The sequence below is a fragment of the Pseudomonas algeriensis genome, from assembly GCF_048847255.1.
In the GTDB taxonomy this organism is placed as follows: Bacteria; Pseudomonadota; Gammaproteobacteria; order Pseudomonadales; family Pseudomonadaceae; genus Aquipseudomonas.
This window is the reverse complement of record NZ_JBKKRK010000023.1, coordinates 54,749-75,667: the sequence shown is the minus strand read 5'-3', so window position 1 is coordinate 75,667 and position 20,919 is coordinate 54,749. Positions and strand designations below refer to the sequence as shown.

The window sequence follows — 20,919 nt, the reverse complement described above, 5'->3', positions numbered from 1 at the left end:
TGTGGGAGATTCTATGTTGCAGGGGAACCCTGCAGCATAGAATTAGGGCGATATTCGCTCTGGTTTTTCATCAGGGCGAATGCCACCCGACACAATTTACGGGCGAGGCTCACCAACGCTTGGGTTCTGGCGAAACCTCTTGCCAAGCAGGACTCGTAGTAAGGCTTCCAGACTGGAGACCGGCAAGCCGCCATTGCTGCGGTGTGTGCCAAGCGTCGCAGCTCGCCATCTCCTTTCTTGCTCAGGTGTCTGGGACTGTGTTTTTTTCCGGAGTCCTTTGGCCTCAGGTCCATCCCTAAAAAGGCAATGAACGCATCGCCGCTGGCGAAGTCACCTCGCATGAATGCGGTCGCCAGGCTTGTTGCCGTCAGTTCGCCCACACCCTCAATGGCTTTGCAGCGGTTGATATTCTCAGTAATTCCCGCCCCTTGGCTGGCTTCACGCAATAATTTCTGAATGGCCCGATCGCTTTGCTTGAAGGCGTCCAGTTGCTGGGTCAGGATATCTTTCAGAAGCGGTTCGCCCGACCAGCTCAGCATGAGGCTGACGCGAGCTTTGATCAGTTCTGCACGCTTGCGTAGCAGGCTTCTTAGCACTTTGTAGGCATCGGGAGGTGGTGTCCAGGCACGTAGCCGTTGCTGTTCATTCGTCAGATAACGCGCCAGCAAACGTGCATCACAAGGGTCGGTTTTTGCCCGCTGCCCAATGCTTTCACGGTAATGGGCCACACGATAGGCATCCACAACATAAACCCTGTGCCCCATCCCATGGGCCAGTTCAGCCGTATCCAGGTGATAAAAGCTGGTGGCTTCCAAGGCAATCAAGCTTTGCGCTGGCAACATTTTGAGCCAGCGGACAAGGGCTTCACGATTGTTATCGACGATTTGAATGCTTTTCAGATCCTCGCGATAAGCGACAATTTCAGCCTTGGCGACATCAATACCGATAACCGCTGGAGAGGTAAGGATTGTCATGTCGAATCCTCGGAGCTAGGGTTTAGATGCTTGTCGGGGTCTACCGTAGCGCTGGCTTGCTTCTATCGTCGGTTTTACCGATGAATTCCTTATCGGCGCTTTAGGTAGAAAGGGCGGGACGAGAAGTCTCCCACGGTCCGTACTGGCTAGAGTCGGAATCGAGCTTTTAGTCCTGCCCACCCCTTCAAGTCTAAACATACAAGCGAGCTTGCTCGCGATAGGGCCCAGACAGCCACAGCTCATTTCAAGTGCCTTCATCAATATGCCGATACTCAGCCCCCAACTGCCCCGCCAATTGCCGCGCCCGACCCAGGCGGATCGGCCCGCGCTCGATGTCGATGAGCAGGCTGGGGCAATCGAGGGGCGGCATGGGTTGCCCGTCTCTCACCCGGCCGTCGGTCATCAGCAACACCCGCTGTCGCTCCGCCGGGAAGCGCTTGCGACGGGAGGCCAGCCAGCGCTGCGCCTCGCCGATCGCCGCCAGCAACGGCGTACCACCACCGGCCCCCAGCGCGTCGAGCCACTGCACCAGGCCGTGGGAGGCCTTGAGCCCTTGCACTTGCCAGGTCGGCGTGGCGCCGCTGGCCGTCAACAGCGCCAACCGTGCGCGTTGTCGGTAGGCCTCGTCGAACAGTTGCGCCAGCAGGCCCTTGCCGTCGCTCAAGGCCCGATGGCGACGGGTCGAGGCCGATGCGTCGACGATTACCAACCACAGTTCATGGGCTGAACGCTGCCGCGATTTGAAACGCAGGTCCGCAGCCAGGCGCGGACGCCTCTTTAGCAGCGTGCCCGGCCAGTCCACCACACCGTTGGACGCTGCTTTGCCGTGGCCTTGGCGCCCATGGTCCAGACGTCCCGGACGGGGTCTGGCATTCGCCCCCGACGGCGAACGGGGGCGAATGCCTAGGGCTTTTTTGGCCAGCTCGGCACGTCTCGTCGGGCGCCGGTCGGCAACGCCCGGGGCGGCAGGTCGCCCCATTGGCCTTGGCCTTCGCTGGGTTGGCTGGTTTCATTCGGGTTCGAAGGTGGGGCCTGGTTTGGCGCGGGGGCCGGAGCGGCATGCTCGCGGCGGCGATGACGCAGGGCAAATTCGGCAACGGCATCGATGTCTTCAGCAGCGATGGCGTGCGCGCCACGCCAGGCGGCATGCGCGCGGGCAGCCCGCAGCCAGACCAGGTCGGCGCGCAACCCATCGACTCCGCAGGCAAAGCAACGCTCGGTGATCTGCCCCAGCGCCGCGTCATCCAGGGGGATTTGGGCCAAGCCTGCGCGGGCCTGTTCGCAGCGGTCACGCAACCGCTGCTGGGCCGGCTCCCACTCGGCGCAAAACGCCGCCGGGTCGTTGTCGAAATCCAGCCGGCGACGGATGATCTGCCCGCGCTCGGCCGGTGCGGTGTGGCCATCGAGGGCCACGTTGAGGCCGAAGCGGTCGAGCAGTTGCGGACGCAGTTCGCCTTCTTCCGGGTTCATCGTACCGATCAACACGAAACGCGCCGGATGCCGGTGGGAAATACCGTCGCGCTCGATCAGGTTGGTGCCGCTGGCGGCGACATCCAATAGCAGGTCCACCAGGTGATCAGGCAACAGGTTCACCTCATCGACGTACAACACGCCGCCGTCGGCCTTGGCCAGCACCCCCGGGGAAAACTGCGCGCGCCCTTGCCCCAATGCCGCGTCCAGGTCGAGGGTGCCCACCAACCGCTCCTCGGTGGCGCCAAGGGGCAAGGTCACGAACTGACCGCTGGCCAACATATCCGCAAGGCCCCGGGCCAGGGTGGACTTGGCCATCCCGCGCGGGCCTTCGATCAGCACGCCGCCGATCTTCGGATCAATGGCCGCCAGGCACAGGGCCAGTTTCAACGCATCGGCGCCGACCACGGCGGCGAGGGGGAAATGTGGGGTGTCGGTCATATGAGATATCTCATGAATGTAAGGAGGTCCCCTGTGGCGAGGGAGCTTGCTCCCGCTGTGCCGCGCAGCGGCCCCAAGAACCTTTGGTCACGCTGCTGTTCTGGATGACGACTGCTTCGCAGCCGAGCGGGAGCAAGCTCCCTCGCCACCAGCGGCCGTCATCCATCGGTAAGTCCGCCATTTTCTTCGATGTCCAGCAGCAGGTTTTCCAGCGCCTCGCGATAATCCCCCGGCGCCCGCCACATCCCCCGCTGCTGCGCTTCGAGCATGCGCTCGGTCATGTCCCGCAGAGCGTCGGGGTTGTGCTGCCGGACGAAGTCACGGGTATGCGGATCGAGCAGATAGGCATCGGCCAGCAAGGCGTACTGGTGGTCTTCGATCAACTGGGTGGTGGCGTCGAAGGCGAACAGGTTGTCCACCGTCGCCGCCAGTTCGAACGCGCCTTTGTAGCCATGACGCTTGACCCCGTCGATCCACTTCGGATTGGCCGCGCGGGAACGGATGACTCGGTTGAGTTCTTCTTTCAAGGTACGGATCTTCGGCAGATCCGGTTGGCTGTGATCGCCGTGATAACTGGCGGCGGTTTCGCCGCTGAGGGTTTCCACGGCTGCGAGCATGCCGCCCTGGAATTGGTAGTAATCGTTGGAATCGAGCAGGTCGTGCTCACGGTTGTCCTGGTTCTGCAACACCGCTTGCACCTGGCTCAGGCGCCGGGAAAATTGCGCCCGCGCGGCGGTGCCTTCGTCGCCCGCACCATACGCATAACCGCCCCAGTTGAGGTACACCTCGGCGAGGTCTTCGCGACTCTGCCAGAGCCGACCGTCGATGGCCCCCTGCACGCCCGCCCCATAGGCGCCGGGCTTGGCGCCGAAAATCCGCCAGCCGGCCTGGCGCGCCGCGTCTTCCATGGGCAAGCCCGATTGCAGCAAGGCTTCGCGCTCGGCACGCACTTTGGCCGCCAGCGGGTTCATGTCATCGGGTTCATCCAGGGCCGCTACGGCTTGCACCGCCGCATCGAACAAGCGGATCAGATTGGCGAAGGCGTCCCGGAAAAACCCGGACACCCGCAACGTCACATCCACCCGAGGCCGGTCCAGCAGGCTCAACGGCAGGATCTCGAAATCGTCGACCCGCTGGCTGCCCGTGGCCCACACCGGACGCACGCCCATCAGCGCCATGGCCTGGGCAATGTCGTCGCCGCCGGTGCGCATGGTGGCGGTGCCCCACACCGACAGGCCGAGCTGGCGCAGGTGATCGCCGTGGTCTTGCAGGTGCCGCTCCAGAATCAGGCTCGCCGACTGAAAACCGATGCGCCACGCCGTGGTGGTGGGCAAGTTGCGCACGTCGACGGAGAAGAAGTTGCGCCCGGTGGGCAGCACATCCAAGCGTCCGCGACTCGGCGCGCCACTGGGGCCGGCCGGTACGAAACGCCCGCCCAATGCGTCGAGCACGCCGCCCATTTCCGCCGAGCCACAGGCATCCAGGCGCGGCGCGACGACGGCACGCAGGTGGTCGATGATGCCGTGCACCGTCTCCCAACCCGGCGCGTCGAGCTGGGCGATATCGCCGGCCAAGGCTCGCTCGATCAGTCGCGCCGCGAACAGCTCCAGACGCTCACGGCTGTCGCCGACGGTGCGCCAGGGCTCATCGCTGACGTCGCGCAAAGCCTCGGGACGCTCGCCGGCCCAAGGCTCGGCCAAGGTGCAATCGAGCGGATCGAAGCCCAACCCGAACGCCTTGGCCAGGGCCCGCAGCAGGCTCGACTGGGCGCCCTTGCCCTCGCCACGGGGAATGCGCAGCAATGCGAGCAAGGTGTCGATGCGCAGCCGTCCGCTCGGCGACTCGCCAAAAATATGCAGGCCATCGCGAATCTGCGATTCCTTCAGGTCGCACAGGTAGGTGTCCAGGCGCGGCAGCCAGATCGCCGCGTCGGCGTCGCTGTCGAGGCCGGCGTCGAGTTGCAGCTCGCGGTCGATATGCGTCTCGCGCACCAGGGCCAGGATGTCCCGTTGCAATTCCCTGGCGCGGCGCGGATCGAGCAATTGCGCCTCGTAGTATTCGTCAGCCAGCAGCTCCAGGTTGCGCAGCGGCCCGTAGGTTTCGGCGCGGGTCAGCGGTGGCATCAGGTGGTCGATGATCACCGCCTGGGTACGCCGCTTGGCCTGAGCGCCCTCGCCCGGGTCGTTGACGATGAACGGATAGATGTTTGGCAGCGGCCCCAGCAGCGCGTCCGGCCAGCAGTTTTCCGACAGCCCGACGCCCTTGCCCGGCAGCCATTCGAGGTTACCGTGCTTGCCGACGTGAATCACGGCGTGAGCGCCGTAGGTGTGGCGCAACCAGAAATAGAACGCCAGGTAGCCATGGGGCGGCACCAGGTCCGGGTCGTGGTACACCGCGCTCGGATCGACCTGATACCCCCGCGCCGGCTGAATGCCGACGAACGTCAGGCCCAGGCGCAGGCCGGCGATCATCAAGCGGCCGTCACGGAACATCGGGTCCTGCTCGGGTGCGCCCCAACGTTCCAGCACCGCTTGGCGATTGGCCTCGGGCAGCGCGTCGAACAGGGCCCGGTACGCGTCGACGGCCAGGCTCTGATGACAAGGCCGCAGGTCGAGGCTGTCCAGGTCGTTGGTGACGCCGCCGAGCAACTGCCGGATCAGCGCGGTGCCGCTGGCCGGCAGCTCGGTGGTCAGCGGATAACCCTCGGCCTGCATCGCCCGCAGAATATTCAGCGCCGCCGCTGGCGTGTCCAGGCCGACGCCGTTGCCGATGCGTCCGTCCCGGGTCGGGTAGTTGGCCAGGATCAGCGCCACGCGCTTTTCGCCGTTGGGCAGGCGCGCCAGGGTGGTCCAGCGGCGGGCCAGTCCAGCGACAAAATCCATGCGTTCGGGTATCGCCCGGTAGCAGACTACATCGCTCTGGCTGCGCTCGCTGCGCCAGGCCAGGTCCTTGAAACTGATGGGCCGGCTGATGATTCGCCCGTCCAGCTCCGGCAAGGCGATGTGCATCGCCAGGTCCCGTGGGCCCAGGCCTTGTTCGCTGGCGCGCCAGCCGGGTTCGTTGTCCTGGGCGCAGATCGCCTGGATCACCGGGATATCGCGGCGAAACGGCCGCAAGTGCGGCGCTTCAGGACTCGATTGTGCAAAGCCGGTGGTGTTGAGAATAACCCCCGTTGCCACTTCGTCCAGCCAGTCTTCCACCTGTGCCAGACAACCGGGTTCCTTGAGGCTCGCCACGGCGATTGGCAAAGGGTTGAGCCCCGTCGCTTGAAGCCGCTGGCAGAACACGTCGATGAACGCGGTGTTCGCGGCTTGCAGGTGGGAGCGATAAAACAACAGCGCCGCTACGGGATCGCCTGCCCGCCAGTCCGCTTGCCAATCATTCAGGGTCGCGTTGGTTTTTTCCGGGTGATAGATCGCCGTGCGCGCCAAGGGCTGGGGCTCGCCCCACGGATAATCGCGGCCAAACCATTGGCTGCCCAGGTGACGGAACAGGTTAAGGGCGTTTTCCAATCCGCCTTGACGAAGAAACTGCCAGAGCCGATCGCGGTGCTCGGCGGACACGTTGCTCAGGTCGCTGAGCTCCGGGTCCGGACGGTCGTCCCCCGGCACCAGGATCAGTTTCACCCCGCGCCCGGCCAGTTCCACCAGGCGCTCGACGCCGTAGCGCCAATAGCCGATGCCTCCGTGCAACGACAGCAGGATGACCTTGGCGTGGCGCAATACATCTTCAACGTACAGATCCACCGAGGCGTGGTTCTGCACTTGCATCGGGTTGGCGAGGCGAAACTGCGGAAAATCGTCCGGCAACTGCCGCGCCGCTTCTGCCAGCAGCGCCAGGCTGGAATCGCCGCTGCACAGGATCACCAGCTCGGCGGGGGTTTGCCCGAGGTCGGCGATGTTGTCATCCGACACGAAACCACCGGGCTGGGTCCTGAGCAGGTGCATGGTTTAGACGCTGAGGGCGGCGCGCAACTGCGCTTCGAGCAGCCCGGCGTCCAGGGCCTGGCCGATCAGTACCAGACGTGTGACGCGCGCTTCATCGGCGCCCCACTGGCGGTCGAAGTGCTTGTCGAAGCGCGTGCCCACACCTTGGATCAACAGGCGCATCGGCTTGTTCGGGATGGCCGCGAAGCCCTTGACCCGCAATACGTCATGCTGAATTACCAGTTGCGTCAGCGCGTCCAGCAGCAGGCTTTCGTCAGCTTGGGGCAGTTCGATGGAAATCGAATCGAAGGCATCGTGATCGTGGTCGTCGTCATCGCCGTCATGGTGGTGGTCGTGATGGCTGTGGCGGCTGTCGATGTGTTCCTCGGAGCCCGCGCCCAGGCCGATCAACACGTCCAGCGGCAGGCGACCGTTGCTGGCTTCGATGACCTTGACCGCTGGCGGCAGCTCTTCGGCGACTTCCAGGCGGACTTTGGCCAGGTCCTCGGGGTTGATCAGGTCGGCTTTGTTGAGGATCACCAGGTCGGCGCTCGCCAGTTGATCGGCGAACAGCTCGTGCAGCGGTGATTCATGGTCCAGGTTCGGGTCCAGCTTGCGCTGGGCATCGACCTTGTCCGGGAACGCGGCGAAGGTGCCCGCGGCCACGGCCGGGCTATCGACCACGGTGATGACCGCATCGACGGTGCAGGCGCTGCGGATTTCCGGCCATTGGAAGGCCTGGACCAGCGGCTTGGGCAAGGCCAGGCCGGAGGTTTCGATGAGGATGTGGTCGAGGTCGCCGCGACGCGCCACCAACTCACGCATCACCGGGAAGAACTCTTCCTGCACGGTGCAGCACAAGCAGCCGTTGGCCAGTTCATAGACGCGGCCGTTGGCTTCTTCTTCGGTACAACCGATGGAGCACTGCTTGAGGATCTCCCCGTCAATGCCCAGTTCGCCGAACTCATTGACAATGACCGCGATACGTCGGCCTTGGGCGTTGTCGAGCATGTGCCGCAGCAAGGTGGTCTTACCCGACCCGAGGAAACCGGTGACGATGGTGACGGGGAGTTTGGCCAGTGTTTTCATCGGATGCCCTTTGGCAAGGTGGCGGGCAAACGGGACGACAACCACTGGCACAGGCGCGCGCGGAAGATTTCGCCACCGGATCACCCCGCCCGGTTGTAGTGAGAATCTGTTGTCGAGGCAGGTCTCCTGGCTGACGGCGGGCCAAATCGGCTTTTTTCAAAGCCGGGACTGACATTTTGCTGCGCCTTCCCGTGCGCCCGTTGTATAGGGCTAGCACAGTGGCCTTGCAGAAACAGCACCGTTCACAGTTGCGGGGGCAGCCGCGGCTTGGACCGCGTTCCCTTCTCAGGCTCTGTACGCGAACATTTCATACAGACCCTAGCTTCGGCGCGTGCCGAAGAACCTCGAAGGCGCAAGGCTACGCAGGGTGTGCGGGCGGGTCAATGTCCCAAGGCAATCTCCGACGACTGATGCGTCCTGGCGACTGCCCCAAGGGCAAGTCAGCGCGCCGCCACTCGCCAGAGCCGGGCGATGTCCCGGGCCCGCTCGGCCAGCAGGCGTGGCGCATCGGTGCAAGCTTCTTGTAGCGTCATCGGCCCATTCGCCAGGGCAAACGCGGCATCGATGCCGTGCTCATAAAGCGCTTCGTAGCCCTCCCCCAGCGTGCCGGCGATGACCACCACCGGTACGCCGCGCCGCTGGGCGATGCGGGCCACGCCAAACGGCGTCTTGCCACGCAGGGTCTGGGCGTCGAAACGGCCTTCGCCGGTGATCACCAGGTCGGCGCCGTCGATCGCATCGGCCAGGCCGGTCAATTGCGCGACGACTTCCACGCCGGTACGAAACTGCGCCTGGAGGAACGCCTTGGCGGCAAACCCCAGGCCGCCAGCGGCACCGCTGCCGGGTTCGTCGCGAACGTCGCGGTTCAACACCTGGGCACAATGTTCAGCAAAGTGTCCCAGCGCCCGGTCCAGTTGTTGCACCTGCTCGGCGGAGGCGCCTTTCTGCGGGCCGAACACGGCTGAAGCGCCATGGGGACCGCAAAGGGGGTTGTCGACATCGGCGGCAATCTCGAAGCACACGCCGGCCAGGCGCGGGTCCAGGTCGCCCAGGTCGATACGCGCCAGTTTGCCCAAGGCCAGGCCGCCGGGCGGCAGGGCTTGGCCCTGGTCGTCCAGCAATGCCGCGCCCAGTGCCTGCATCGCCCCGGCGCCGCCGTCGTTGGTGGCGCTGCCACCGATCGCCAGGATGACTCGGCTCGCCCCTTCATCCAAAGCGGCGCGGATCAGTTCGCCAGTGCCATAGGTGCTGCTGGAACAAGCGTCGCGCTGTCCCGGCGGCACCAGTTGCAGGCCGCTGGCCTCGGCCATCTCGATGATCGCCGTGCGGCTGTCGGGCAACCAGCCCCAGCGGGCTTGGACAGCGGCGCCCAGCGGGCCACGGACCCGCGCCTCGCGCCATTGGCCATCGCAGGCCGCGAGCACCGCCTCCACCGTTCCCTCGCCGCCATCGGCCATTGGGCACTTGATCAGCTGCGCGTCCGGCCAGACCTCGGCCAGCCCTCCTGCGATGGCCTCCGCCACGGCCTGGGCGCTGAGGCTGTCCTTGAACGAGTCGGGGGCGATGACTATTTTCATTTTTGTTCTCCGGTTCCGATGTACAGCATGCTGCCAGCTGACCGCGATTCTGACGCCGGTCCACCGCACAAAAGACCTTGGGCATTATTGGTCAAATTCACAAAGGATGGGTCGCATAGCGTGTGGCCAGCGCATCTGTGGCGAGGGAGCTTGCTCCCGCTCGGCTGCGTAGCGGCCGCTTTTTTGGGGCCGCTGCGCGACCCAGCGGGAGCAAGCTCCCTCGCCACGGGGTTATGAGTCAATTGCACCCCACATAGGTTATGTGGGGGTATCGACGGTCTGTGGCAACAACTGAACCCCCAGGTACAACGCCAGCATCCCATCCAGCCTGAGCGGGTCGACGCCGCTGAGTTCGGCGATGCGTTCCATGCGATAGCGCAGGCTGTTGCGGTGGATGCCCAGGGCGTCGGCGCAGGCCTGGCTCTGGCCGTCGTGTTCGCACCAGCTTCGCAAGGTAGCGAGCAATTGGCCGTTGCTGTCCTTGGCGATCACTTTGCGCAACGGGCTGAGCAGTTCGTCGAGGGCATCATCGCTGCGATGCCGCCAGAGCAGCACCGGCAGTCGATAGCGATTGAGGAGCAGCAAGCGCGACTGCGGCAGGACATCGCGCCCGTACGCCAGCAGATCCGCCACCCGCCGGTAGCAACGGCGCAGCCCCGCCAGCCCCTCGGCCTGACCGCCCACAGCAACTCGCAGGATGCTCCAGCCCAGGCCATCGAGCTTGCCCAGCAGCCGCTCGTTCTCCACCGAGGCCGTGACCGGCCGGCACCAGAGCAAGGAGGATTTGGACGACGTCAGGCACCAGCTGTCCGGGTAGCGCGACATCAGCCAGGCGCTCAGCGATTCGACGGTTTGACCAGGGCCATGCTCCAAGCCCAATTCGAACAGATACGGTACGCGCGACAGCTGTGGCTTGAGGCCCATCTGCTGCGCTTCATCGAGCAACCTTGGCGAATCCCCGGCATCGCCCAGCAGCAACGCCAGCAAGTCATCGCAACGCTGGCGGCGCCATTGCTGCTCGGCCTGCTGGTTGCGCTGGCCGAGCAACATTTCGGCGGTCATGCGCACCAGTTCGGCGTAAGTGCGCAATTGCGCGGGTTCGCCGGTAATGCCCAGCACGCCGATCAAGCGCTGATCGAGCATCAATGGCAGGTTGATTCCCGGCTGTACGCCCTTGAGGTGGACGGCGGTGTGCTCGTCGATTTCCACCACCCGTCCGTTGGCGAGGACCAGTTGCGCGCCCTCGTGGCGGGTATTGATGCGCTCGCGCTCGCCGCTGCCGAGGATCAAGCCCTGGTTGTCCATGACGTTGACGTTATAGGGCAGAATCGCCATCGCCCGGTCGACGATGTCCTGCGCCAGGTCGTGATCGAGTTCGAACATGGGCGGTGTTCCTTGCAAGCGGCGTGATTGTTGTTTTGAGGTGCGCCGCCCACGGGATTGGTCAGGCGCACAGGGTCGGATTGCAAACGTTGTGCTGCGGCACAAAGACACGGGACCTTGGGCTGGCCGAGACTCAAGGGGCGGTCAACGTTACCCCTTGGCACGCCAAAATCATAATAAAGAGAGCCCCGTCATGTCCCAGAGCGCAGCAGCCCTCCTGGCTACCCCCGACGAAAAGAATACCGTCTACAAGCGCATCACCCTGCGTTTGATCCCGTTCATCTTCATCTGCTACCTGTTCAACTACCTCGACCGGGTGAACGTTGGCTTCGCCAAGTTGCAGATGCTCGACGCGTTGAAGTTCAGCGAAACCGTGTACGGCCTCGGCGCCGGGATCTTCTTCATCGGCTACGTGCTGTGCGGCGTGCCGAGCAACCTGGCCTTGACCAAATTCGGCCCTCGGCGCTGGATCGCCCTGATGATGATCACCTGGGGCACGCTGTCGACCTGCCTGCTGTTCGTCACCACCCCACCCCAGTTCTACACCTTGCGGCTGTTCACCGGGGCGGCTGAAGCCGGGTTCTTCCCTGGCGTCGTGCTGTACCTTTCGCAATGGTTCCCGACGTTCCGCCGTGGCCGGATCATGGCGCTGTTCATGTCGGCCATCCCAGTGTCGGGGCTGCTGGGCAGCCCGTTTTCCGGCTGGATTCTGAACCACTTCGCCGCCGGCCAGGGCGGCCTGGCGGGTTGGCAGTGGATGTTCCTGCTGCAAGGCATCCCGACAGTGATTCTCGGCGCCCTGGCGTTCTTCCTGCTCAGCGACACCTTCGCCAAGGCCACCTGGCTGACCGACCATGAACGCGCCGTGCTCACCGCCGACCACGCCGAAGACCTGGCCAACAAACCGAAAACCACCACAGACTCCCTGGCCGCCGTGTTCAAGAACCCGGCGATCTGGGCCTTCGGCCTGGTGTACTTCTGCATCCAGAGCGGCGTGTATGCGATCAATTTCTGGCTGCCGTCGATCATCAAGAACCTCGGTTTCAGCGATAACCTGGTGATCGGCTGGCTGAGTGCGATTCCCTATCTGCTGGCGGCGGTGTTCATGTTGCTGGTGGGGCGCTCGGCGGATCTGCACAAGGAGCGTCGCTGGCACTTGGTCGTGCCGATGCTGATGGGCGCGGTGGGGCTGCTGATCGCGGTGAACTTCGCCACCACGCCGGCCATCGCCATCCTCGGCCTGTCCATCGCCACCATGGGCGCCCTCACCGGCCTGCCGATGTTCTGGCCGGTGCCCACCGCCCTGCTCAGCGCGAGCGCGGCGGCCGGCGGGCTGGCGTTGATCAACTCCATGGGCCAGATGGCCGGTTTCCTCAGCCCATACCTGGTGGGTTGGGTCAAGGACACCACCGGCTCGACCGATGCGGCGCTGTACCTGCTGGCCGGCGTGATCGTCTGCGGCAGCCTGTTGGCGCTGCGCATGACCCGCACCTTGCGGGCCTGACACCCCTTTTACCCTGTGGGAGCGAGCTTGCTCGCTCCCACAATTGATTTGTGGTGGTATGAGAATTCTGTTTGATCCTTGCGGCGGTTCTGGTATTTGATTGAACCTTTCCCCATGAATAAAAGGATCTTGTCATGAGCTACCGCACGCTAGGCCATTCAGGGTTGCAAGTCTCGACGTTGACCCTGGGCACCATGATGTTCGGCGAACAGACCAGCACCGAAGATTCGCTGCGGATCATCGACAAGGCCTGGGACCAGGGCATCAACTTCATCGACACCGCGGACGTCTACACCGGCGGTCGCTCCGAAGAAATCGTCGGCGAGGCGATTGCCCAGCGTCGCCATGAATGGGTGCTCGCCACCAAGGTCGGCTTCGGCCCGCCGGACGGTATGCCTAACCGCAGCGGCCTGAGCCGCAAGCATCTGTTCAATGGGATCGAGGCCAGCCTGACGCGCCTGGGCACCGATTACCTGGATATCTATTACCTGCACCGCGAAGATCACAACACCCCGCTGCACGTCACCGTGTCGGCCATCGGCGACCTGATTCGCCAGGGCAAGATCCGCTACTGGGGCCTGTCGAACTACCGCGGCTGGCGCATCGCCGAGGTGATCCGCATTGCCGACAGCCTGGGCATCGACCGCCCGGTCATCAGCCAACCGCTGTACAACATCGTCAACCGCCAGGCGGAAACCGAGCAGATCACAGCGGCGCAGAATTATGGCCTTGGCGTGGTGCCGTTCAGCCCCCTGGCTCGCGGCGTGCTCAGCGGCAAGTACGCGCCAGACGTCGCACCGGACGCCAACAGCCGTGCCGGACGCCAGGACAAGCGCATCCTGGAAACCGAATGGCGGGTCGAGTCCCTGCGCATCGCCCAGCAGATCCTGGAATACACCCAGGGCCGGGGCGTGGGCATCGTCGAGTTCGCCATCGCCTGGGTGCTGAACAACAATGCCGTCACCTCGGCCATCGTCGGGCCGCGCACCGAGGAGCAGTGGGATTCGTACACCAAGGCGCAGGCGGTGAAAATCACGGCGGAGGATGAAGCGTTCATCGATTCGCTGGTGACACCGGGCCATGCCTCGACGCCGGGGTTCAATGATGTCGGCCATTTCGTGCCGGGGCGGGTGCCGCGTACGTCGTAACTTACACTGAGATCACCGTGGCGAGGGAGCGTGCTCCCGCTCGGCTGCGCAGCAGTCGCTCTTTGGGGCCGCTACGCGGCCCAGCGGGAGCAAGCTCCCTCGCCACGGGTAAACCGCTTTCCGTATCGTGCTGCAATTCCAATAACAAGAGGCATCCGTGTCCAAAGGCATCGCTCTATCGGTCTCGGCATCCGCCCTGTTCGCCGTCATGTACTACTACACCTCGCTGCTCGCGCCGCTGACGGGCCTGGAGATTTTCGGTTGGCGCATGTTGCTGACGATGCCGTGCATGACTGCGTTCATGCTGATCTCCCGTGAATGGAAACTCGTCTCGGATCTTGTCGCACGCCTGATCGCCACGCCGCGCTTGCTGCTGGGTGCAATGGCGTCATCGGCACTGATGGGGGCGCAGTTGTGGCTGTTCATGTGGGCGCCGCTCAACGGCTACAGCCTGGACGTGTCGCTGGGCTATTTCCTGCTGCCGCTATCGATGGTCCTGACGGGGCGCATCGCCTATGGCGAGCGCCTCTCGCGCCTGCAGAAAGCCGCGGTGTTTTTCGCCTCTCTTGGCGTGCTCAACGAACTGTACCGGGTGGGTGGGTTTTCCTGGGCGACGTTACTGGTGGTGCTGGGCTATCCGATCTATTTCATCCTGCGCAAACGCCTGCGCACCGACAACCTGGGTGGGCTCTGGCTGGACATGACGTTGATGCTGCCGTTGGCGCTCTGGTTCGTGCAGAGCGGCGAACAAGGTTTCAAGGTTTTCAATCAACACCCGTGGCTGTCGCTGCTGATCCCGCTGCTCGGCGTCATCAGTGCCTCGGCCCTGGTGGCCTATATCGTTGCCAGCCGGTTGCTGCCCTTCAGCCTGTTCGGGCTGTTGAGCTACGTCGAGCCGGTGTTGCTGCTGGGGGTCGCGCTGCTGCTGGGTGAAAGCATCCAGGCTGAAGAATGGCTGACCTATATCCCCATCTGGATGGCCGTGGCGGTTCTGGTATTCGAAGGGTCCAAGCATATGGTGCGGCAACGGCGCCGGGCCTGACTGCCCCAGCTTGCATCACGAAACACTCTGCGCCCACGCGCCAGGTCCAGCTCCTTTATCGGGCGAGTTGAGCATAAGCCGCGTCGACCTTTATCGCATGGGCGCACGCCTGGGCGACGCCGGGACCGCAACAGACTCGGCACTTCTTTCGCAACCGGACGGAGCGCTGATCGATGCCGTCCGGTTCATGGAAAACCTGATCACTGTTGCTCACCACCACGGCATAAAGGTGCAGGCGCTCGACACGTCGATCACCTTCAGGGACGAAATGAAGCGGCACGCCCCCGAGCGCTCCAGGAATTTCAAGTACGTGGCCCATACCCTCATCGAGACCGACCAGGCCCACCGGGGCCCGCACAAATGGGTGGCGCTGGTGGAGAGCGGCCACGCCAATACCGCTCGAAACACCCCCGGATTGGCTGAACTGCAAGGTGCCGTCGGGGTACGCGTGGTCGATGCCGGCAGTCAACCCACGCGAGTGCTGCCCGATGAAGGAGAGATCGTTTCCAGTCTCTTGCCCATCGCACGACCAGCCGCTCACCGTACTCCCTCCGGCGCCGGGTACCTTTTTGTGAAGTCAGATCTGCTGCTGGAGGTAAGTACCGGCACCCAGCTGATACGGCGGGCGCCGACATTCCCGATCTGTCCCAGCATTACCACCGGGTGTGGCAAGTCAACAGAGTGAAGTTCAAGGACATCGACGCACTGGTGCGGGCGCTCAAGACTGCCGGTCTGAAACAGGTCAGCGGCACGACGGTGATTCCCGTCTCGCCGCTGCGCCTGATGGATAGGCACCCACGGCTGACCGATCCTGGCATGCTTACCGAGCTTCGTCTGTTTGACAACCTGGACGCCCTCACGGCCCACCTGGATGAAGCGATTGGGTTGAAACGCGTGCAAAGCGCCTGACAAACAGCACCGGTCAAGCATTGATGCCGGACCTGCTCTGGCCAATATCCAGGGCGCGGGCGAGCTTGCTGGCGATAGCGCCACCACGGGCGGATGGATCGCCAGCGTAGCTTGCGCCGGGCAAAAAAAACCGCCCGGCATCAGGCCGGGCGGTGTTTGTGACACTCAGGCATTAGTCAGCGGTCAGCACACCACGGCGCACTTGGTCACGCTCGATCGACTCGAACAGCGCCTTGAAATTGCCCTCGCCGAAGCCATCGTCGCCCTTGCGCTGGATGAATTCGAAGAACACCGGGCCCATCAGGGTTTCCGAGAAAATCTGCAGCAGCAAACGCTTGTCGCCCTGCTCGGAAGCGCCATCGAGCAGGATGCCACGCGATTGCAGCTCCGCCACTGGCTCGCCATGATTCGGCAGACGGCCCTCAAGCATTTCGTAGTAGGTGTCCGGCGGCGCGGTCATGAAGCGCATGCCGATTTTCTTCAGCCCATCCCAGGTCTTGATCAGGTCGTCGGTGAGGAACGCCACATGTTGGATGCCCTCGCCGTTGAACTGCATCAGGAACTCTTCGATCTGGCCAGCGCCCTTCGAGGACTCTTCGTTCAGCGGAATGCGGATCATGCCGTCCGGCGCAGTCATGGCCTTGGAGGTCAAACCGGTGTATTCGCCCTTGATGTCGAAGTAGCGGATCTCGCGGAAGTTGAACAACTTCTCATAGAAGTTCGCCCAGTACGCCATGCGCCCGCGATACACGTTGTGGGTCAGGTGATCGATGATTTTGAGCCCCGCACCCACCGGATTGCGGTCGACACCTTCGAGAAACACGAAATCGATGTCATAGATCGAGCTGCCTTCGCCAAAACGGTCGATCAGGTACAGCGGCGCGCCGCCGATGCCTTTGATCGCAGGCAGGTTCAGCTCCATTGGGCCGGTCTCGATATGGATCGGCTGGGCACCGAGTTCCAGGGCGCGCTTGTAGGCTTTTTGCGAGTCCTTGACGCGGAACGCCATGCCGCAAACCGACGGACCGTGTTCGGCGGCGAAGTAGGACGCCACGCTATTGGGCTCGTTGTTGAGGATCAGGTTGATCGCGCCCTGGCGATACAGGTGCACGTCCTTGGAGCGGTGGGTCGCTACCTTGGTGAAACCCATGATCTCGAAGATCGGCTCCAGGGTGTTGGGCGTAGGGGATGCAAATTCGATGAATTCAAAGCCCATCAGGCCCATCGGGTTTTCGTATAGATCTGCCATGTCGGCGCCTCATCATGCTTATCAATTAACAAGAAACGTTAGTTGCCAGTGATGCTGAGGGCGCGCGGCGGCGCGCAGGAAATACCGCGGACGCTGCGGGCGAGGAAATCGCCATAGATCAGTTGAAACCCAAGTATCTTCATTGTCGACCCAAGGCTCTTGCGGGCGAGGCTTCTGCTGCCAGAAGACGTTATTCTTATATGCGTAAATCGATTCTACACAGCGTAACCACATTTGTCCGCCTTGGGTATCAAATCGCCTTTTTGGCCGAGCGTGCAAGGGGTTTGTTGCACAGGAAAATCCCCATCAGGATCAGCCCCCCGCCCCCGCACATCAAGGCCGTAAGCCGTTCGTCCAATAGCAAGGCGCCCAGCAGGACCGCCGTCAGTGGATTGAGCGCGATGAACACGCCGGACCGGGTCGCGCCAATCCGGCGGATGCCGTCATACCAGGCGATATAAGCCAGCGCCGAGCCCAGTACGCCAAGGTACAACAGGCTCAGCCATTGCCCGGCATCCAGTGCGGTCAGCGCCGCGAAGCGAATCTCTCCCCCGGCCGCGCACGCTCCCCAGAGCATCAGCGTGCCCAGCAGGATCGACCAGGTCACCGTTTGCAAGGGACCAAGGCTTTCATTCAGGCTTTTGGAAAATAGCGAGTAGATACCCCAGCCGAGCACGCAGCCGAAAATCAGCACGTCGCCTATCCACCCTTGCTCCGTTGTTTGTAGCAAGGTCGGGTCACGACCCACGATCACCAGACCCGCCCCGCCGAGACACAAGACGATGCCGGCGACTTTCAAGCGGCTCAGCCGCTCCTTGAATAACCACCAGGAGGCCAGCCCGATCACCGCCGGGTTCAACGCCACGATCAACGAGGCCCGCGACGCACTGATGTATTGCAAACCATAAAAGAAACACAGGTTGTAGAAGAAAATACCGAAGAAACCCAGCATCGCCAGTTGCAAGCCCTGCTTCAGGCTGGGCCTGGCCAGGGGAATGCCGGCCACCCCGAGAAATACCAGCAGCGCGAGACTCGCCAGCAGAAAGCGCAGGCTGGCGGCCAGCATGGGCGCCAATGCATCGGAGAGGATCCGCCCGGCCACGAACGTCCCTCCCCAGATCATTGTGACCATGGCGAGCTTCAGGTAGACCGGCAGGTCGGAAGCGATCGGCATGGAATGTTCCATGGGTTTCATTGCTTTCATCTCATTCAAGGTCGTTCGGATGCCAGTGACGAGGGAGCTCCTTCGCCACGGTTTTCTCTGTCGCTCAAGTGCCGTATTGTTCGCCTCATATCTTGTCATCGTAAAATGAGCCTTTACTCATGACCCTGACCCAACTCGAAATCTTTTCGCTGGTCGCCGAGCTGCGCGGCTTCACGGCAGCCGCTACACGGTTGGGCATCGGACAATCAGCGGTGTCGCACGCAATCAGGTCCTTGGAAAACGAACTGGGCGTCGAGCTGTTCAGGCGTCATCAGACCCTGGTGGAGCCCAGCGACATCGGCCAGCAATTGCTGCTGCGGGCCCGAGCCATGCTCGGCTTGGCCAACACGCTGCGCCAGGAAGCCGCCGATGCCCGAGGCATGCGCCGCGGAACCTTGCGCATCGGCTCGTTCGGCCCGACAGCTTCGATGAAGCTGTTGCCCGCTATCCTGGAACGCTTCAGGACCTTGCACCCGGGGATCGAAGTGCATGTCGACGAGGGGCCGGACCGGCAGGTTCTGCAATGGTTGGACGAACGCCGGATCGACGTCGGATTCGTGGTCTTGCCGGAGGAACGCTTCGATACGTTCGCGTTGGTGACCGACCAGATGGTCGCCTTGCTCCCTGCTGCTCACGCCCTCGGGGATCGAACCCACGTGCAACTCAAGGATTTGTGCGACGACCCTTTCATTCTCACCGAGGCCGGCTCGTCGGAACTGGTCTGGCGACTGTTCAATGCCGCGCGCTTGACACCCAATGTCCGTTATCGCTGCTCGCAACTGCTCAGTACGCTCGACCTCGTCACTCGTGGCGACGCGGTGAGCGTAGTGTCCGAAGGCTCGTTGCCCCTGTTCGATAATCCTGGCTTCGTTGTTCGTCCTCTGTCGCCTCCCGTCCCACGACAGATCGGCCTGGCCGTACTCGATAGCCGCCAGGCCTCGCCGGCAACCCTGGCATTTATCGAGCTGGCACAGGCCGTTCAGCCGACTTGATTGCGCTTAACTTTCGATAGGGTTATCTATTAGCCCAACGGACTAGAGCACGCGATTTCATTACACCGCCTAGTACTGCTAACAGCCAATCTCCGTCGCCAGTCGCTTGACGTCATCGGCCCGACTGATGGTAAAACGCCAACAGCTGTTACATAACGAAAAAGTTACGATTTACACTTTTCGGTTTAACTACTACAATTTTTTCTGCCTCTACCAGATAGCAGGAGAGTCATTAGTCACCGAGTCGCTACAAGGCGCCTGGCTTATAGCTTTGTTTGCGGTTGGTCTCAGCCTTATATTTTGATTGGAGTAATTATATTGTCCAGACTCGCTGAATTTCGTAAAGCCGAAAAGGCCCTTCAAGAGCAGCTCGCGCAGCTGGAAGCTTTGAAGAATGACGCCGGGCTCAAGAAAGAAATCGAATTCGAAGAAAAGCTCCAAGGGCTGATGAAAACCTACGGCAAGGGCTTGCGCGACATCGTTGCGATCCTCGACCCGAGCCCGTCCAAATCAGGCCTGTCGTCGGGCAAGACGCCAAAGACCCGCCGTGCCCGCGTCGTCAAGGTCTATCAGAACCCGCACACGGGCGAACTGATCGAAACCAAGGGCGGCAACCATCGCGGCTTGAAAGCCTGGAAGGAAAAATACGGAGCGAGCACCGTCGATTCCTGGCTGCGCGGTTGAAAGCACTACAACGCAAAAAGCCCTGGCCTGCACCCAGGGCTTTTTTACGGGCCGAACTTTCGTGTTGGCCCAAGAGTATTACGCTGAAGGCCTTATAATTTCAGGCTATTTCGTACCGACTGTATTTCACCCTGGCTTTCTACAAATACCTGCGCCTGCCCCGCATAGGACAACACGTAGGCATTACCCTCATTAAGTGCCGCGACGAGGGTCTGCGACAATACATGACGCCCGTTTTGCGTGATCGTGCAAGTGGTTTCCAAAGCGCTTACGCCCCCCAATACGGACGCGTGAATCTTATTGCAGACACTTTGATAGCCACCTTGGAAAAAATCCTTCTGAATGGACTTTCTCATTTCCAACAGCACGCCTTGCAAGTTTACTTGATGGTCGGGCTCGACAGCCGACGCGGTCAATTCCATCACCATCACGGCATTGCCCGAAGGGTCGCTTTTGGTGGCGCGCTGCCGACTGGTACCTTTGGCCGGGGCCGGTGCGTCGGCGGGCAGCGATTCGACGATCCATCCCGAGGGCCAGGTTACCTGTGGTTCGGCCGCCCCCACATCGACGCTCGACGCGACGGCAAACAACAGGACGAACAGCGAAGAAAGCGGTCGAAACATTGCGTTGCACTCAAGGACTGATCGTGAAGTCTGAAGCGCGACGCACCACCAGGCAATAGGCACGTTTGGCGATGCCACGCCCCTTGCGTATCATGGACGCACCTGCAAGGAAGCTAGCACAAGCCCCACTTATTTTTCGGAGGGCCCATGAGCCTGCAAGAACTCAATACTTTCCCTGGCGTCACCGCTCAACCCGATGCCGCTACGGCCAAGTTCGTCTTCAACCACACCATGCTGCGGGTCAAGGACATTACCAAGTCCCTTGATTTCTACACCCGTGTGCTGGGTTTTTCCCTGGTGGAAAAACGCGACTTTCCAGAGGCCGAATTCAGCCTGTATTTCCTTGCCCTGGTCGACAAGAACCAGATCCCGGCGGACGCGGCGGCGCGTACCGAGTGGATGAAATCGATCCCCGGCATCCTCGAACTGACGCATAACCACGGCACCGAAAACGATCCGGCGTTCACCTACCACAACGGCAACACCGACCCGCGCGGTTTCGGCCACATCTGCATCTCCGTGCCAGACGTGGTCGCCGCCTGCGAGCGCTTCGAAGCGTTGGGCTGTGACTTCCAGAAACGCTTGAGTGATGGCCGCATGAAAAGCCTGGCCTTCATCAAAGACCCGGACGGTTATTGGGTCGAGATCATCCAGCCTGCACCGTTGTAAGTTCTGCGGTCACAAAAAAACCCCATGAGCCAAGG

General features: G+C 62.4%; 18 protein-coding genes and 1 riboswitch. Of the genes, 8 read left to right on the top strand and 10 right to left on the bottom strand.

Annotated elements, in window-relative coordinates; translation table 11 throughout:
* Positions 1 to 11 precede the first annotated feature (11 nt).
* The 7 genes from ACLK1G_RS24580 to ACLK1G_RS24550 all read right to left on the bottom strand — a co-directional run bounded on the left by ACLK1G_RS24580 (position 12) and on the right by ACLK1G_RS24550 (position 10,860).
* A complete protein-coding gene (locus ACLK1G_RS24580; RefSeq protein ID WP_420766129.1) occupies positions 12 to 974 on the bottom strand; it encodes an IS110 family transposase in 963 nt (320 codons plus the stop codon).
* Positions 975 to 1,218: 244 nt separating this feature from the next.
* Positions 1,219 to 1,953: a vWA domain-containing protein gene (locus ACLK1G_RS24575; protein ID WP_420767734.1), complete on the bottom strand. Its 735-nt coding sequence runs from the start codon at positions 1,951 to 1,953 to the stop codon at positions 1,219 to 1,221.
* Positions 1,878 to 2,885: a magnesium chelatase ATPase subunit I gene (locus ACLK1G_RS24570; RefSeq protein WP_420767733.1), complete on the bottom strand. Its 1,008-nt coding sequence runs from the start codon at positions 2,883 to 2,885 to the stop codon at positions 1,878 to 1,880. The genes ACLK1G_RS24575 and ACLK1G_RS24570 overlap by 76 nt, the downstream gene beginning before the upstream one ends.
* 158 nt (positions 2,886 to 3,043) lie before the next feature.
* Positions 3,044 to 6,832 carry a cobaltochelatase subunit CobN gene (gene cobN, locus ACLK1G_RS24565; protein WP_420767732.1) on the bottom strand — a complete coding sequence of 1,263 codons (3,789 nt, stop codon included), beginning with the start codon at positions 6,830 to 6,832 and terminating at the stop codon, positions 3,044 to 3,046.
* Positions 6,833 to 6,835: 3 nt separating this feature from the next.
* On the bottom strand, positions 6,836 to 7,900 hold the full coding sequence (gene cobW, locus ACLK1G_RS24560) for a cobalamin biosynthesis protein CobW (RefSeq protein WP_420767731.1): 1,065 nt from the start codon (positions 7,898 to 7,900) through the stop codon (positions 6,836 to 6,838).
* A gap of 99 nt (positions 7,901 to 7,999) precedes the next feature.
* Positions 8,000 to 8,236: riboswitch (cobalamin riboswitch) on the bottom strand.
* A gap of 104 nt (positions 8,237 to 8,340) precedes the next feature.
* Positions 8,341 to 9,477, bottom strand: coding sequence for a glycerate kinase (locus ACLK1G_RS24555; RefSeq protein WP_420767730.1), 1,137 nt, complete (start codon positions 9,475 to 9,477; stop codon positions 8,341 to 8,343).
* A gap of 258 nt (positions 9,478 to 9,735) precedes the next feature.
* The gene (locus tag ACLK1G_RS24550; protein ID WP_420767729.1) at positions 9,736 to 10,860 is read right to left on the bottom strand and encodes a sugar diacid recognition domain-containing protein; all 1,125 of its coding nucleotides are present in this window, start codon (positions 10,858 to 10,860) and stop codon (positions 9,736 to 9,738) included.
* 193 nt (positions 10,861 to 11,053) lie between these two features.
* Between ACLK1G_RS24550 and ACLK1G_RS24545 the strand changes: the two genes are divergently transcribed.
* From ACLK1G_RS24545 to ACLK1G_RS24525, 5 genes are all read left to right on the top strand, one after another.
* Positions 11,054 to 12,364, top strand: a complete 1,311-nt coding sequence (locus ACLK1G_RS24545; protein ID WP_420767728.1) for an MFS transporter — start codon at positions 11,054 to 11,056, stop codon at positions 12,362 to 12,364.
* A gap of 134 nt (positions 12,365 to 12,498) precedes the next feature.
* The gene (locus ACLK1G_RS24540) at positions 12,499 to 13,512 is read left to right on the top strand and encodes an aldo/keto reductase (RefSeq protein ID WP_420767727.1); all 1,014 of its coding nucleotides are present in this window, start codon (positions 12,499 to 12,501) and stop codon (positions 13,510 to 13,512) included.
* 157 nt (positions 13,513 to 13,669) lie between these two features.
* Positions 13,670 to 14,554, top strand: coding sequence for an EamA family transporter RarD (gene rarD, locus ACLK1G_RS24535; protein ID WP_420767726.1), 885 nt, complete (start codon positions 13,670 to 13,672; stop codon positions 14,552 to 14,554).
* A gap of 97 nt (positions 14,555 to 14,651) precedes the next feature.
* Positions 14,652 to 15,239 carry a TraB/GumN family protein gene (locus ACLK1G_RS24530; RefSeq protein WP_420767725.1) on the top strand — a complete coding sequence of 196 codons (588 nt, stop codon included), beginning with the start codon at positions 14,652 to 14,654 and terminating at the stop codon, positions 15,237 to 15,239.
* Positions 15,236 to 15,463, top strand: coding sequence for a hypothetical protein (locus ACLK1G_RS24525; RefSeq protein ID WP_420767724.1), 228 nt, complete (start codon positions 15,236 to 15,238; stop codon positions 15,461 to 15,463). Before ACLK1G_RS24530 ends, ACLK1G_RS24525 begins: the two co-directional genes overlap by 4 nt.
* A gap of 172 nt (positions 15,464 to 15,635) precedes the next feature.
* On the opposite strand, the gene hppD is transcribed toward ACLK1G_RS24525, so the two are convergent.
* On the bottom strand, positions 15,636 to 16,712 hold the full coding sequence (hppD, locus tag ACLK1G_RS24520; protein ID WP_420767723.1) for a 4-hydroxyphenylpyruvate dioxygenase: 1,077 nt from the start codon (positions 16,710 to 16,712) through the stop codon (positions 15,636 to 15,638).
* A gap of 250 nt (positions 16,713 to 16,962) precedes the next feature.
* Entirely contained in the window at positions 16,963 to 17,907 is a 945-nt protein-coding gene (locus tag ACLK1G_RS24515; protein WP_420767722.1) for a DMT family transporter, read from the bottom strand.
* A gap of 128 nt (positions 17,908 to 18,035) precedes the next feature.
* On the opposite strand from ACLK1G_RS24515, the gene ACLK1G_RS24510 reads away from it, so the two are divergent.
* Together ACLK1G_RS24510 and ACLK1G_RS24505 are read left to right on the top strand one after the other, a co-directional pair.
* Positions 18,036 to 18,908 carry a LysR family transcriptional regulator gene (locus ACLK1G_RS24510; protein WP_420767721.1) on the top strand — a complete coding sequence of 291 codons (873 nt, stop codon included), beginning with the start codon at positions 18,036 to 18,038 and terminating at the stop codon, positions 18,906 to 18,908.
* Between the two features lie 318 nt (positions 18,909 to 19,226).
* Positions 19,227 to 19,592 carry a histone-like nucleoid-structuring protein, MvaT/MvaU family gene (locus tag ACLK1G_RS24505; protein WP_420767720.1) on the top strand — a complete coding sequence of 122 codons (366 nt, stop codon included), beginning with the start codon at positions 19,227 to 19,229 and terminating at the stop codon, positions 19,590 to 19,592.
* Between the two features lie 92 nt (positions 19,593 to 19,684).
* Here the strand turns inward: ACLK1G_RS24505 and ACLK1G_RS24500 are convergent, their stop codons facing one another.
* Entirely contained in the window at positions 19,685 to 20,215 is a 531-nt protein-coding gene (locus tag ACLK1G_RS24500; RefSeq protein WP_420767719.1) for a DUF4946 domain-containing protein, read from the bottom strand.
* Between the two features lie 147 nt (positions 20,216 to 20,362).
* Between ACLK1G_RS24500 and gloA the strand changes: the two genes are divergently transcribed.
* Entirely contained in the window at positions 20,363 to 20,884 is a 522-nt protein-coding gene (gloA, locus tag ACLK1G_RS24495) for a lactoylglutathione lyase (RefSeq protein WP_420767718.1), read from the top strand.
* The last annotated feature ends 35 nt before the right edge of the window (positions 20,885 to 20,919 follow it).